The organism is Ideonella azotifigens (assembly GCF_006519715.1).
In the GTDB taxonomy this organism is placed as follows: Bacteria; Pseudomonadota; Gammaproteobacteria; order Burkholderiales; family Burkholderiaceae_C; genus Ideonella; species Ideonella azotifigens.
The window spans coordinates 24157-38501 of record NZ_VIDT01000004.1; the positions used below are offsets into that span (position 1 = coordinate 24157).

The 14345-nt window shown below is 63.5% G+C and carries 10 protein-coding genes; 7 read left to right on the top strand and 3 right to left on the bottom strand.

The features are described from left to right. From FKP22_RS00820 to FKP22_RS00845, 6 genes are all read left to right on the top strand, one after another. Positions 1 to 1572 (top strand): class I SAM-dependent DNA methyltransferase, encoded by a 1572-nt coding sequence (locus tag FKP22_RS00820; RefSeq protein ID WP_141284242.1) that lies wholly within the window; start codon positions 1 to 3, stop codon positions 1570 to 1572. Then, positions 1562 to 2881 carry a restriction endonuclease subunit S gene (locus tag FKP22_RS00825; RefSeq protein WP_141284244.1) on the top strand — a complete coding sequence of 440 codons (1320 nt, stop codon included), beginning with the start codon at positions 1562 to 1564 and terminating at the stop codon, positions 2879 to 2881. The genes FKP22_RS00820 and FKP22_RS00825 overlap by 11 nt, the downstream gene beginning before the upstream one ends. Continuing rightward, positions 2878 to 5769, top strand: coding sequence for a DUF8426 domain-containing protein (locus tag FKP22_RS00830; protein WP_231011984.1), 2892 nt, complete (start codon positions 2878 to 2880; stop codon positions 5767 to 5769). Before FKP22_RS00825 ends, FKP22_RS00830 begins: the two co-directional genes overlap by 4 nt. Next, complete coding sequence (locus tag FKP22_RS00835; RefSeq protein ID WP_141284246.1) at positions 5766 to 7100, top strand: McrC family protein; 1335 nt, start codon at positions 5766 to 5768, stop codon at positions 7098 to 7100. Before FKP22_RS00830 ends, FKP22_RS00835 begins: the two co-directional genes overlap by 4 nt. Before the next feature lie 81 nt (positions 7101 to 7181). Continuing rightward, positions 7182 to 8309, top strand: coding sequence for a Fic family protein (locus tag FKP22_RS00840; protein ID WP_233446789.1), 1128 nt, complete (start codon positions 7182 to 7184; stop codon positions 8307 to 8309). An 18-nt stretch (positions 8310 to 8327) separates the two neighbouring features. Then, positions 8328 to 11555 (top strand): type I restriction endonuclease subunit R, encoded by a 3228-nt coding sequence (locus FKP22_RS00845; protein ID WP_141284250.1) that lies wholly within the window; start codon positions 8328 to 8330, stop codon positions 11553 to 11555. Positions 11556 to 11580: 25 nt separating this feature from the next. Here FKP22_RS00845 and FKP22_RS00850 read toward each other — a convergent pair whose 3' ends face one another. The 3 genes from FKP22_RS00850 to FKP22_RS00860 form a co-directional block, all read right to left on the bottom strand. Continuing rightward, on the bottom strand, positions 11581 to 12045 hold the full coding sequence (locus FKP22_RS00850; RefSeq protein WP_141284252.1) for a hypothetical protein: 465 nt from the start codon (positions 12043 to 12045) through the stop codon (positions 11581 to 11583). A 257-nt stretch (positions 12046 to 12302) separates the two neighbouring features. Beyond that, positions 12303 to 12761 (bottom strand): hypothetical protein, encoded by a 459-nt coding sequence (locus FKP22_RS00855; RefSeq protein ID WP_141284254.1) that lies wholly within the window; start codon positions 12759 to 12761, stop codon positions 12303 to 12305. 184 nt (positions 12762 to 12945) lie between these two features. Then, complete coding sequence (locus FKP22_RS00860; protein ID WP_141284256.1) at positions 12946 to 13956, bottom strand: zinc-binding alcohol dehydrogenase family protein; 1011 nt, start codon at positions 13954 to 13956, stop codon at positions 12946 to 12948. A 96-nt stretch (positions 13957 to 14052) separates the two neighbouring features. Here FKP22_RS00860 and FKP22_RS00865 point away from each other — a divergent pair. After that, the coding region (locus FKP22_RS00865; protein WP_141284258.1) for a LysR family transcriptional regulator at positions 14053 to 14345 on the top strand (293 nt) is incomplete at its 3' end.

The following is a 14345-nucleotide window of genomic DNA, read 5'->3' on the forward strand; positions in this document are numbered from 1 at the left end:
ATGCTCGACGACATCAAGAAAACCCTCTGGGCCACGGCCGACAAGCTGCGCGCCAATGTGGACGCGGCCGAATACAAGCACCTGGTGCTGGGCCTCATCTTCGTCAAATACATCTCCGACACTTTCACTGCCCGCACCGCCGAGCTGGCCGCCCGGCTGCGCGACCCGGAAGACGAATACTTCTACGGCGAAGGCCTGAGCGATGAAGACATTGCCGCCGAGCTGGAAGACCGCGATTACTACCGCGCGGCCAACGTCTTCTGGGTGCCCGAAGGCGCCCGCTGGGAAGCCTTGCGTGCGGCGGCTAAGCAGCCCGACATTGGCAAGCGCATTGACGATGCGCTGACCGTGCTCGAAGGCGAAAACCCCAAGCTCAAGGGCATTCTGGACAAGCGCTATGCCCGCTCGCAGCTGCCAGACGGCAAGCTGGGTGAACTGGTGGACCTGGTCTCCACCATCGGCTTTGGTGCCAGCGCTTCCGAGGCGCGGGACGTGCTGGGCCAGGTTTACGAATACTTCCTCGGCATGTTCGCCAGCGCCGAAGGCAAGCGCGGCGGGCAGTTCTACACGCCAGCCAGCATCGTCAAAACGCTGGTGGCCGTGCTGGCCCCGCACCATGGGCAGGTGTACGACCCCTGCTGTGGCTCGGGCGGCATGTTCGTGCAGAGCGAGCGCTTCATCGAGGCCCATGGCGGCAAGCTGGGGGACGTTGCCATCTACGGCCAGGAGGCCAACCCCACCACCTGGCGCCTGGCGGCGATGAACCTGGCCATTCGCGGCATTGACTTCAACCTGGGCCGCGAACCCGGCGACACCTTCACCCGCAACCAGCACCCGGACCTGCGGGCCGATTTCATCCTCGCCAACCCGCCGTTCAACATCAGCGACTGGTGGCATGGCAGCCTGGAAGGCGACCCGCGCTGGCACTACGGCGACCCGCCGCAGGGCAATGCCAACTACGCCTGGCTGCAGCACATGCTGCACCACCTCAAGCCCACCGGCCGCGCCGGCATCGTGCTGGCCAATGGCTCGATGAGTTCCAGCCAGAACAACGAAGGCCAGATCCGCGCCGCGATGGTGGAGGCGGACGTGGTGGAAGTGATGATCGCGCTGCCCGGCCAACTCTTCTTCAACACCCAGATCCCCGCTTGCCTGTGGTTCCTGGTGAAGCAGAAGCCTGCCGGGCGCAAGGGCCAGGTGCTGTTCATCGACGCCCGCAAGCTGGGCCGCATGATCAGCCGCGTTCAGACCGAATTCACCGACGCCGTGATCGAGCGCATCGGTGCCACCGTGGCCGCCTGGCGCGGCGAGGCCGAAGCCGGTGCCAGCGTGACCGCCTACGCAGACGTGCCAGGCTTCTGCCGCAGCGTCCCCCTCCCCGAAATCGCCCAACACGGCCACGTGCTCACACCCGGCCGCTACGTGGGCGCCGAAGAAGTCGAAGACAACGACGAAGCCTTCGCCGACAAGATGCAGAAGCTCACCGAAAAACTAGGCGAGCAGATGGCCAAGGGCGCGGAACTGGATGCATTGATTCGGCAGAAGTTGGGAGGGCTGGGGTATGACTTCTGAGTGGGGGAAATTCACAGACCTGCTCTCTGCCATCGTGGACAACCGAGGCAAGACTTGCCCGGTTGGTGACAGCGGCTTGCCACTCATCGCCACGAACTGCATCAATGCTGACGATCTTTATCCGCGATATGAAACGAAGCGCTTCGTTTCAGACGAAACCTACAGAACATGGTTTCGTGGGCATCCGAAACCGGGTGACATTCTCTTTATCTGCAAGGGGAGTCCTGGCCGTACCAACTGGGTTCCCGATCCAGTTGATTTCTGTATTGCCCAAGATATGGTTGCAGTAAGGGCAAATCCTGCAAAGGTTTACCCCAAATATCTGTTTGCGACATTGCGCTCTGAGGTTGTGCAGTCCCAAATTGACAACATGCATGTCGGCACAATGATCCCGCATTTCAAGAAGGGAGACTTCGACAAGCTTCGGATTCCCTTGCTTGATAGCGTGGCACAGGTGGGTGTTGGCGATTTTTATTTTGATCTGGCAGAGCGAATAAACCTCCTGCGCGAAACCAACGCCACCCTCGAAGCCATCGCCCAGGCGCTGTTCAAGTCGTGGTTCGTCGATTTCGACCCCGTGCGCGCCAAGATGGAAGGCCGTGCGCCCGAAGGCATGGACGAGGCCACGGCGGCGCTGTTTCCTGATTCGTTGGAGGAGACGGCGTTGGGGTCGGCGCCGAAGGGGTGGACTTTCAAGCCTGTCGCTGAAGTCGTTCAAGGCGTGTACGACGGCCCGCACGCGACCCCCCCGGAAGCCGAGTCGGGCGGCGTATTCCTGGGCATCAAGAACCTGACGGGTACGGCGCTGGACTTGACCGAGATTCGGCACATCGGCGAAGACGACTGGGCCAAGTGGACCAAGCGGGTCGAGCCTCGCATTGGTGACATCGTGTTCAGCTATGAGGCTACTCTGGGATTCTTTGCCTTGGTGCCGCCGGACTTGCGGTGTTGTTTGGGGCGCCGTTTAGCGCTCATACGGCCGAATACCAGAGATGGCGCAGGGCACTTCTGGTTTCATCAGTTTGTGGCCGAACCATTTCAACGTTTGCTGGACAAGCACACCATCCACGGCGCGACGGTCAACCGCATTGCATTGAAGGAGTTTCCGTCTTACTCGGTACTCACGCCACCAGTGGCTTTGCAAATGGCCTTCGATCAGGTCGCTGCGGCCATTTGGTCGCGGATTCATGCAAACCAGGCGCAGGCACAGGTGCTTGCACAGTGCCGGGATACCTTGCTTCCCCGTCTGATCTCCGGTCAAGTCCGCCTGCCCGAAGCAGTGCAATCGCAAGAGGAGTACGCGCTATGACGGTGAGCGTGAGTGATCGTTATGCGATGTGGGACCAGTTTCTGGCGCGTTGGCCGCTGAAGAGCTTGGGCGAGATGACTTTGCAGCAGTACACCCAGGCGGGCGACAAAGATAGTTTCACGAACTGGCTGGAAACCGGGACGGAGGACTTGGGCTCGATGTGGGGTGGCTCGTCCTTCAAGTTTGGCGTCTATTCGCGGAAAAATCAGTCCGCCAAGACAGATGGCGAGGGCCTGCGCTACACGCAGGACTACGCATGGCTGAACAAGTATGGCGAGACGCCAGAAGTTGCCTTCCGAGAGGTTCGGACCGCCATCGTGCAGGTGGCAGAGGCGGCGAGTCGCGGAGATCTTGCCGCCATCGACGAGGTCGACCTTGGCACGGTCACCAAATGGAAGATCGCGTTTCTGTACCAAGACCGGGCGCATCCATGTGTGTTGCCAATCTTCAAGCGCGAAAGCTTGCAGTCCTTGGTTGGACCTGGCAAACAAAGCTGTGCGGCGCTTCAGTACGCATTGACGGCGAAGCGCCACGACCTGGATCTCCTGGCCTATGGAGATGAGTTGTGGTCCGACATCCAGACCATTGAAGCGGCCAAGTTGGGCTTGGAGGCTGCTTTGGCCTATCTGGAAAGCCACGATGGCCTTCAGCCCGTCAAAGAGCCGACCAAATACCTCGCGGGCTTCAAAACCGCATCAGGCTTACAACTGGCATTGGTGAGAACCAACAACACGCCCACGCTCTGCCTCAGCCCTGGTGATTGGCTGGATGGGGTTCGCGGCGAGTTGCAAGACATCAAGTTTCATGCGGCGGACAAGCCGCGCAATAGCAACCTGGCTGCTAACGCGCCGTCGCTCGCCGTAGGGCAACCTATGGTGCAAGTGGCAGTTCCCAGTCTCAAAGCCTTGATGGACCTCTGTGAGGCCTATATCGGCGCCACCGAGTCAGAGTCCGCGGATACGCCCTCTCCCGCGCGTGCCATGCAACCCATGCTGCCCATGCCCCAGCCACCACTGAACCAAATCCTGTATGGCCCGCCGGGTACTGGCAAAACCTATGCAACGGTGAACGCCGCGTTGGCCATCCTCGACCCGGCCTTTTTGGCTTCGCATGGTGATGACCGGGCTGCGTTGAAGGCTCGATTTGATGCGTTGATCGAAGACCAGCGCATTCGCTTCGTGACCTTTCACCAGAGCTTCAGCTATGAAGACTTTGTGGAAGGGCTGCGAGCCACGACTTCGGAGGACGCCGGCCAGATCCGCTACGAGATCGTGGATGGGGTGTTCAAAGTGATTTGCGAGGCGGCTGCGGCCAAGGTTGTGCTGCCGGCCGAAGCTGGGGCGGGTGCATTGCCCACGTTGGACGTGAAGGGCCGGCGCATTTGGAAGATGTCGCTGGGCAATACCTTGGGCAGCGATGCTTCGATCTACGACGAGTGCATTGCCAGCGGCTACGCGCTGCTGGGCTATGGCGGCAAGGTTGACTTCGCCGGCTGCAAGTCTCGCGAAGAGGTGCTGCAGCGCTACCAAGCCGGTGGTTTGCGCCTGGAAAACGCGCAAACCGACTACGGCGTGACCAGTGTCACGGCCTTTGTGGTCCGCATGAAACCGGGCGACCTGGTGGTCATCAGCGATGGCAACTTCAAGTTCCGGGCGATTGGTGAAGTCGCTGGGGACTACGCCCTCAAACCGCACAGCGAATACGACAACGACTATTCGCAGATGCGCCCCGTCAGGTGGTTGCGCACCTATGTGCCATCGCAGCCGCATGGCGAGCTGATGAACAACCAGTTCAGCCAAATGACGCTGTATGAGCTGCGGCCTGGCTCCATCGATGTGGCCAAGCTGCAACGGCTGTTGGGCGAAGGCAGGTCAGAGGTTGGCTCCGGCCAGTTGCAGCTTGGCACCGTGGGTTCCTCGGGCTACGAAATCACGCGGGTGAGCGCCGATCTGGTTGAGCTGAACAAGCCCAACGGCAACCGCTTGGCATTTGCGATGAGCTTGTTGAACACCCTGGCAGCCGCTGTGCGGGCAGGCCAGATCAGTGTTGAAGACATTCGGCAGAAGCGGGCCGTGGAAAAGCTGCCAGGCCAGGGCTTGGAGCCGTACCTGGTGAACGGCTACCCCAACATCCTGGCGCCCTTGGTAGAGCGCCTCGCAGGAGGCGGAGCGGCTGTGCTTGGTGGCAAGGCGGGCGACGTTTCTCCGGATGCTCGAGTCTTGATCATCGACGAGATCAACCGGGGCAACATCTCCCGCATCTTCGGTGAGCTGATCACGCTGATCGAGCCCTCCAAGCGGGCCGGTGCTGACGAGGCGCTGGAGGCGGTGCTGCCGTATTCGCAAGAGTCGTTCAGCGTGCCTGGCAACGTCTACCTGATTGGGACCATGAACACGGCGGATCGCTCACTCGCGGGGCTGGACATTGCGCTGCGTCGTCGCTTTGTGTTCAAGGAGATGCCACCTCAGCCGGATTTGCTACGCGGCGTGGAAGTGGCGGGAGTGGACTTGGGCGAGTTACTTGCCACCCTGAACCAGCGCATCGAGGCGCTGCTGGATCGCGAGCATTGCCTGGGCCACGCCTATTTCATGCCGCTCAAGGCGGCGCCTTCGTTGGCGAAGCTGTCGGAAGTGTTCCGCAATCAAGTGCTGCCGCTGCTGCAGGAGTATTTCTTCGAGGACTGGCAGCGCATTCAGTGGGTGCTGAACGACCATCGCAAAGCCAACCTGGAGCATCAGTTTGTGCAAGCAGTGCCACTGGATGCGGCGCGGCTGTTTGGACCTGGCGTGAATGTGTCGCAGCAGCGTCCGGCCTGGCGCGTCAATGGTGATGCCTTCATGCGAGCCGAGAGCTACCTGGGCGTGCTGGACGCAACGGCCGCTGTGTGAATACGGTCATCAGCGTCCGCGAGCACGCGTGGCTGAGCACGACGCCTCAGCCACCGTCCTTGGACTGTGCGCAGATCAGCGAGAGTGCCTTCGATCATCTTTGCCAGGTCAGCGAGCTGTTTTCACGCAGTGGCGCGCCCTTGGCTCAGCTGGAGGGCAGGCGGCGCTTGAAGCTGGACAACTACGTGGGCGTGATTTGCACGCCTTGCGGCACCACGCTGGAAGTGTTGCCCAAGCTCCACGAGTTGGAAGACAGCGTGGCGGGCAGCCGGGCACTGTTGCGCAAACTGATCCAGGCGAGTTTGAACTTGTCCGCCCGCGAGGTGGGGCAGGCGGCCATTGAGCGGTTCGATGCGCCATTGTCCGAGTGGGTGATGCGCCGATTTCTGGACGAGCTGGACACCGTGGTGAAGCGAGGCCTGCGCTTCGACTACCACCGACTGGAAGAGGAACTGCCCTTTGTGCGAGGTCAACTGGATTTGAAGGCGCAGCTGCGCCAGCCACCCGGCAAGGCGCACCGCTTCCACGTTCGACACGACGTTTACTTGCCAGACCGCGCGGAGAATCGGCTTCTCAGGTTGGCACTGGAGCGCGTGCGCGTGGCCACGCAGGACCCGGACAGCTGGCGCTTGGCGCAGGAGCTGAGCATGCGATTGATCGAGGTGCCATCCAGTCGGCATGTCCCCGGTGACTTCCGAGCCTGGGGCAGTGATCGGTTGATGGCGCACTACCGCGCCGTGAAGCCCTGGTGTGAGCTGATCTTGAATCGCTTGATGCCGCTGGCCGTGTTGGGCGTGCATCAGGGGTTGAGCCTGCTGTTCCCGATGGAGAAGCTGTTCGAGCGTCACGTGGCGGCCTGGCTGCGCCAACACGTGCTGCCGGAGGTGGGCATTCGCACGCCGGCCGCCAGCGAGGCGCTTTGCCTGCATTTGGATCGGCCCATGTTCCGGTTGGAGCCGGATGTCCTGCTGCGCATGGGCGCGGTGCGCCGCGTGCTGGACATGAAATGGAAGCGGCTGGATGCGGGCAACCGCGAGCAGAAGTACCAGTTGAGCCAATCCGACCTGTATCAGATGTTCGCTTACGGCCACAAGTACCTGGCAGGCGCTGGGCAGATGGCGCTGATCTATCCGCGATCGGCCAAGTTCAGCCAGCCGCTGCCACCATTTGATTTCAACGGCGGCATGCGGCTGCATGTGCTGCCGTTTGATCTGGACCGGGACGAATTGGTCGGGGCTGAGCGGGTGCTGGCAGGATTCAGCGACCGCTGGTCTGCGGTGCCGAAGGTCGATGGCGCAGTGCTGTGCGCCATTGAAACCAAGCTTTCATAAGACCGCTTCGTATTAAAGAATGCTTTAATACAAGCCCACTCATTCAAAGAATCTTTGCATGTGATGCGCAGCACTGGCAGCTTGGTCACGACCACCACCCTGGGTGAAGCCGTTCAGGCGTTTGTGCCATGTCCGTTGCCGCCGAGCGAGCCGGCACTGGACCTGGCCGGCTTCGAGCCTGCCCATCGTGCGGCCGAGGTGGCCCTGGCCAGGCTGGCCGGCGTTTCGGGCTTGGTGCCTTCGGTGGACTGGCTGCTCTACAGCGCCATTCGCAAGGAGGCTTTGCTGACCTCGCAGATCGAGGGCACGCAGGCCACGCTGGACGACTTGTTCGAGGACGAAGCGGGCTTTGCCGTTGCCAACACCGAGGACGTGGAGGAGGTGACGAACTACCTGCGCGCTTTTCGGCTGGTGCGCGAGCAGTTGCAGGACCCGCACGGCTTGCCGATCAGTGTGCGGCTGCTGTGCGAGGCGCATCGGCTGTTGCTGGATGGTGTGCGGGGTGCGGGCAAGCAACCGGGTGAGCTGCGCCGCTCGCAGAACTGGATCGGCGGCACGCGGCCTGGCAATGCGGTGTTCGTGCCGCCGCCGGCAGATCGCATTGGTGCCTTGTTGGGCGACCTGGAGCGCTTCATCCATGCACCTGCCGGCGGCTTGCCGCCGTTGGTGAAGATTGCGCTGGTGCATGCCCAGTTCGAAACCATCCACCCCTTTCTGGATGGCAATGGCCGCATAGGCCGCCTGCTGATCGCCGCTTTGCTGGAACATTGGGCCTTGCTGCCCGAGCCCCTGATGTACCTGAGCGGATACCTGAAGCAACACCAGGCCGAGTACTACCGGCGTTTGTCTCTTGTTCGCTCACAAGGCGACTGGGAAGGCTGGGTGGGCTTTTTCCTGGGGGGCGTTGAGGCCGCAGCTGCGCAAGCGGAGCGGGGCATTGTGGCCATTGCCAGCCTGGTGGCGGCCGACAGGCGGCTGCTGTTGGATTCCCCCAAGGCCGGCCCCGCCAGCTACCGGCTGTTCGAGATGCTGCCGATGATGCCGCGCTTCACCGTGGAGCAGGTGCGGCACAAACTGGGCACGAGTTTTCCGACGGCCAACGCAGCGGTGCAGGTGCTGGCCGCGCTGGGCATCGTGGCCGAACTGACCGGACAAAAGAAGAACCGCAGCTACAGCTATCCGGCCTACATCGCGCTGCTCACGCGCTGAACCCCTACCTGAACGCGCATGACCGAAGACCAACTCGAACAGGAAACCCTGGGCTGGCTGGCCGAGCTGGGCTATGCGGTGCAGCATGGGCTGGACATTGCGCCAGACGGCGCCAACCCTCAGCGCGCGGACTACCGGCAGGTGGTGCTGCCGTTCCGGCTGCGCGAGGCCATTCAGCGGCTGAATCCTCAGGTGCCCACGGCGGCGCGGGAAGACGCGCTGCAGCAGGTGCTGAACCTGGGGGTGCCGGCCTTGCTGTCGGCCAACCGGGCGTTCCACAAGCTGCTGGTGGGCGGCGTGCCGGTGCAGTACCAGCTGGACGGCGAAACCCGCGGCGATTTTGTGCGGCTGGTGGATTGGGCCGATGCCTCGCGCAACGAGTTCTGGGCCGTCAACCAGTTCAGCATCAAAGGCCCGCGCCACACGCGCCGTCCGGACATCATCCTGTTCGTCAATGGCCTGCCGCTGGTGCTGCTGGAGTTGAAGAACCCGGCCGACCAGGCGGCCGACATCTGGAAGGCGCACGACCAGATCGAGACCTACAAGGCCCAGATCCCGGACGTGTTCCAGTACAACGAAGTGCTGGTGATCACCGACGGCACGGATGCGCGCCTGGGCTCGCTCTCGGCCAATGCCGAGCGCTTCATGCAGTGGCGCACGATTGACGGCGTGGCGCTGGACCCGTTGGGCGAGTTCAACGAGCTGGAGACGCTGGTGCGGGGCGCATTGGCGCCGCGCCTGCTGCTGGACTACCTGCGGTTTTTCGTGCTGTTCGAGGACGACGGCACGCTGGTCAAGAAGATTGCCGGCTACCACCAGTTCCACGCGGTGCGGGCGGCGATCGAGCATGTGGTGGCGGCTTCGCGCGCCGACAGTCCGGCAGCGCTGCAGGGCAAAGGCGGCGTGGTGTGGCACACGCAGGGCAGCGGCAAGAGCATCACCATGACCTGCTTCGCGGCCAGGGTGATGCAGGAGCCTTTGATGCAGAACCCGACCATCGTCGTCATCACCGACCGCAACGACCTGGATGGCCAGTTGTTCGGCGTGTTCAGCCTGGCGCAGGACCTGCTGCGCGAGCAGCCGGCGCAAGCCAGCACGCGGCAGTCGCTGCGCCAGTTGCTGGGCGGGCGGCCATCGGGTGGCATCGTCTTCGCCACGATCCAGAAGTTCATGCCTGGCGAGGACGAGGACATGTTCCCGGTGCTGTCCGACCGCCGGAACATCGTGGTGATTGCCGACGAGGCGCATCGCACGCAATACGGCTTCGAGGCGAAGCTGAAGACGCGCAAGCTGCGGCCAGATGCGGATGCGGGCAAGAGCCCGGCACGGGCCATCGTGGCCAACGATGGTTCACCGCTGGTGACGGCGCTGACAGCGGACTTTGTCCCGCCAAGCTATGCGGCCTCCTACCAGGTGGGCTATGCCCAGCACCTGCGGGACGCGCTGCCGCACGCCACCTTCGTGGCCTTCACCGGCACGCCGGTGAGTGCGGCCGACCGCGACACACGTGCAGTCTTCGGCGACTACATCCATGTCTACGACATGCAGCAGGCCAAGGAAGACGGCGCCACGGTGGCCATCTACTACGAAAGCCGGCTGGCCAAGCTCAAGCTGAAGCAGGAAGACCTGGCGCTGCTGGACGACGAAGTCGACGAGCTGGCCGAGGACGAGGAGGAAAGCACGCAGGCGCAGCTCAAATCGCGCTGGGCGGCGCTGGAAAAGGTGGTGGGTGCCGAGCCGCGCGTGGCCAGTGTGGCGGCGGACCTGGTGGCGCACTTCGAGGAGCGCAACAAGGCCCAGGAAGGCAAGGCCATGGTGGTGACCATGAGCCGCGACATTTGCGTGCACCTCTACAACGAGATCATCAAGCTGCGCCCGGATTGGCATGACGACGACCCCGAGCGCGGCGCCATCAAGATCGTCATGACCGGCAGCGCCAGCGACAAGGCCTTGCTGCGGCCACACATCTACAGCGGCCAGGTGAAGAAGCGGCTGGAAAAGCGCTTCAAGGATCCCAAGGACCCGCTGCAACTGGTCATCGTGCGGGACATGTGGCTGACAGGCTTCGACGCGCCTTGCGTGCACACCATGTACGTGGACAAGCCAATGAAGGGGCACAACCTGATGCAGGCGATTGCCCGCGTCAACCGCGTGTTCTGCGACAAGCAGGGCGGCCTGGTGGTGGACTACATCGGCATTGGCAATGAGCTCAAGGCCGCGATGAAGGAGTACACCGCCAGCCAGGGCCGTGGCCGGCCGGCGGTGGACGCGCACGAAGCGCTGTCAGTGCTGCTGGAGAAGCTCGATGTGCTGCGCGCCATGCTGCACGGCTTTGACTACTCGGCCTTCAAGATCGGCGGCCACAAGACGCTGGCGGGCGCTGCCAACCATGTGCTGGGCCTGAAAGCCGAGCCAAAGGACAGCCAGCGGGATGGCAAGAAGCGTTTTGCGGACGCGGCGCTGGCCTTGAGCAAGGCCTTCAGCCTGTGCTGCACGCTGGACGAGGCCAAGGCCGTGCGTGACGAGGTGGCGTTTCTTCAAGCCGTGAAGGTCATCCTGACCAAGCGCGACCTCAGCACGCAGAAGAAGACCGATACCCAACGCGACGCGGCCATTCGCCAGATCATCAGCCAGGCGGTGGTCAGCGAGCGGGTGGTCGACATCTTCGATGCCGTGGGCCTGGAGAAGCCCAACATCGGCCTGCTGGACGATGCCTTCCTGGCGCAGGTGAAGAACCTGCCGGAGCGCAACCTGGCGGTTGAACTGCTGGAGCGCCTGCTGGAAGGCGAAATCAAGAGCAAGTTCGCCAGCAACGTGGTGCAGCAGAAGAAGTTTTCCGAGCTGCTGAGCGGCGTGATCACGCGCTACCAGAACCGCAGCATCGAGACGGCGCAGGTCATGGAAGAACTGGTCGAGATGGCCAAGAAATTCCGCGCCGCAGCCAGCCGGGGTGAGCAACTGGGCCTGACAGAAGACGAGGTGAAGTTCTACGACGCGCTGGCCAGCAACGAATCAGCGGTCAAGGAACTGACCGATGAAACGCTGAAGAAGATCGCCCACGAACTGACCGAGAGCCTGCGCAAAAACGTCACCGTGGATTGGTCGCAGCGTGAAAGCGTGCGAGCCAGCCTTCGATTGATGGTCAAGCGGGTGCTGCGCAAGTACAAGTACCCACCAGACAAAGCCGATGCGGCTGTGGAGCTGGTGTTGCAGCAGGCCGATGCGCTGGGAGAGGCCTGGGCCTGACCTCGCGCTTCGGCCGCCGTCAAACTCAGATCGCGCTGGCCTTGCTGCCAGTGGCCACGGCAGCGGGGCCGCGGTCCTGCGTGCTGGAGATCACTTCGACCTTTTCGAACGACGTTGCGACGCCGCTGTTCCGGCGCTCCCACTTTTCGGCGGGGGTCAGCTGGCGCGAGGTGATCTTCAGGACCTGGCGGGTCGGGTATTCGCCGGCGGCGCGGGCCTGGGCGATGGCCACGTCCTTGGCCACGCCGGTGTGAATGGCGTAGGCCGCACGGGGGCCTGGGACGAGGTGTTCTTCAACGCGGACGTTGGACGACCCGGCCTGCGCGGTATCGCTGAAACCGGCAGTCTGGCCGCCCACGGCGCGTTGGTAGATCTGTTCCGGCGAGGCGGACGAGCCAGCTGCGAACGACGAGGCGGCGGCCAAGCTGATCAGGGCGCCCAGGGCCAGGGTCTTGGCGGTCTTGGAAGCGGAAGTGTGGAGGGTGAACATGGTGAAACCTCTGAGGAATGGGTCAGTGGGCTCGCTCAGGGAATCGGCACTTCGTTGTCGGTTCTGCTTGCCCTGGGTGCATTGCAGCATAGGGTTTTCACTAGTGCTTCTGGACCTCGTTTTTGACCTCATTCGAAGTGTGCGCAATCGTTTGCGCGCCTCGCGTTCACTGCTTTTATGGAGTATGGGAGGCTTGGCCGGGGCTGAAGCTGGTTCCAGGACGTCTTTCGGGCGTGCGCCCCAAGGCCCGGCCGGCTTCAGCGTTTGACCGTCGCCGGCTTGTCGCCTTGGGCGACAGGACCGGGACCGGTATCAGGCGCGCTGGACAGCACTTCCACCTTCTCCCAGGGCGACACGTAGCGGCCGTTGACGCGGTCCCATTGCTCGGCCGGCGAGAGCTGGCGCGTGGTGATGCGCACGACCTGCCGGATTGGTACTTCACCGCCGGCGCGGGCCTTGGCAATGGCTTCGGCCTTCGGTACGCCGGTGTGGATGGCATAGGCCGCGCGCGGCCCCGGTTGCAGCCGCTCTTCGATGCGCACTGCCTGCGAAGGCTTGCCGTCGCCGCAGCCCCAGGTCTGGCCGGCAACCGCGCATTGATAGGTCTTGTCCTGCGGGTCGGACGGACCGAGCGCGTACGAGGCGGTCGTCGCGACGAAGGAGGCGATGGCGACCAGTGCCGTGACCGCCGCCTTGGGTACGTGAAATGTGCGCATGGTGATCCCCTGATGCTGGTTGGACCGCGGCGGACGCCGCGGGCATCAGGAGGCCGGCGCTGCGACTGGGCTGGCGCGGCGGTCCTGACAGCTGAACCATAGGATTCGCCCGGGCGAGGCGAATCTGCCATGCGGGGGGTGAGGCGGCCACACTTTGGGACGGCCGCCTCTTGCCCAGAAGCCTTCAGAACCCGGCGAGTACCACTTTGCCCAGCGCGCGGCCGCTTTCGATCAGCGCATGGGCGCGCTTCAGGCTGGCGGCGTTGATGCTGCCGAAGTTCTCGCTCGCGGTGGTGCGCACGCGGCCGGCATCCACCAGCTGCGCCACCTCGGCCAGCAGCTCGCCCTGGCGGTGCATGTCCGGTGTCTCGAACATCGGGCGGGTGAACATCAGCTCCCAGTGCAGCGACAGCGCCTTGGTCTTGAGCTTCATCGCGTCCAGGCCGTCCATGTCGTCAATGCAGCCGATGGCGCCTTGCGGCTTCAGCGCTTCGATGATCTGCGGGTAGTGATGCGCCGTCTGCGTGAGGGCGGCGACGAAGTCGGCCTGGCCTTCGCCCGCGGCTAGCAGCTCTGTGGCCAGGGGCTTGCTGTGGTCGATCACCGCATGCGCGCCCAGGTCCAGGCACCACTGGCGCGTCTCGGCACGCGAGGCGGTGGCCACCACGCGCAGTTGCGTGAGCTGCCGCGCCAGCTGGATCAGGATGGAGCCCACGCCGCCGGCGCCGCCAATCACCAGCAGCGTCTGCCCGGCGCCGCCGCCCTGGGCCACGCGCAGCCGGTCGAACAGCAGCTCGTAGGCGGTGATGGTGGTCAGCGGCAGCGCGGCGGCCTGGGTGTCGTCCAGCGAATTGGGCGCCAGCGCGGCGATGCGCTCGTCCACTGTATGCAACTCGCTGTTGGCACCTGGCCGGTTGATCGCCCCGGCGTAGTACACCCGGTCGCCCGGCTTGAACTTCGCCACGGCCGCACCCAAGGCTTCGACCGTGCCCACCGCGTCCCAACCTAGCACACGCGCCTGGCCTTCGGGGGGCGGGCTGTTGCGGCGCACCTTGGTGTCGACAGGGTTGACCGAGATGGCTTTGACGCGCACCAGCAGGTCGCGCGCGCCAGGCGCGGGTGCTGGCAGTTCAAGGTCGAGCAGCGCGTCTGTGTGGTCGACGGGCAGGTTCTGGCGGTAACCAATGGCTTTCATGGTGCGGTCCTGTGAGGTCCTGTGAAGAAGGGAATGGCTTCACTGTAGAATTTCAACGCCTCGTTGATAAGTCGATGACGACACTATCATCTTCAAATGAAGATTGACAATCCCGGCGACCTGCGCGTGCTGCTTCAAACGGCTCGCGGCGGTTCGCTGACGGCGGCGGCCACCGCGCTGGGCATCACGCCCGCCGCCGCCAGCGCCACGCTGAAGCGCCTGGAGCAGCAACTCGGCACGCGGCTGTTCGAGCGCTCCACGCGGGCCATGCGCCTCACCGCCGCCGGCCAGACGCTGCTGGACTACGCTACGCGTGCCTTCGAGCTGCTGGAAGAGGGCGAAGCGCAATTGGCAACGGACGCTGGCGCGCTGGTCGGCACGCTGCGCGT

Bases quoted from the DNA above. Each gene is read 5' to 3' on its own strand.
- FKP22_RS00820 (WP_141284242.1), top strand. From the start codon at position 1: ATGCTCGACGACATCAAGAAAACCCTCTGGGCCACGGCCGACAAGCTG.
- FKP22_RS00825 (WP_141284244.1), top strand. From the start codon at position 1,562: ATGACTTCTGAGTGGGGGAAATTCACAGACCTGCTCTCTGCCATCGTG.
- FKP22_RS00830 (WP_231011984.1), top strand. From the start codon at position 2,878: ATGACGGTGAGCGTGAGTGATCGTTATGCGATGTGGGACCAGTTTCTG.
- FKP22_RS00845 (WP_141284250.1), top strand. From the start codon at position 8,328: ATGACCGAAGACCAACTCGAACAGGAAACCCTGGGCTGGCTGGCCGAG.
- FKP22_RS00850 (WP_141284252.1), bottom strand. From the start codon at position 12,045: ATGTTCACCCTCCACACTTCCGCTTCCAAGACCGCCAAGACCCTGGCC.
- FKP22_RS00855 (WP_141284254.1), bottom strand. From the start codon at position 12,761: ATGCGCACATTTCACGTACCCAAGGCGGCGGTCACGGCACTGGTCGCC.
- FKP22_RS00860 (WP_141284256.1), bottom strand. From the start codon at position 13,956: ATGAAAGCCATTGGTTACCGCCAGAACCTGCCCGTCGACCACACAGAC.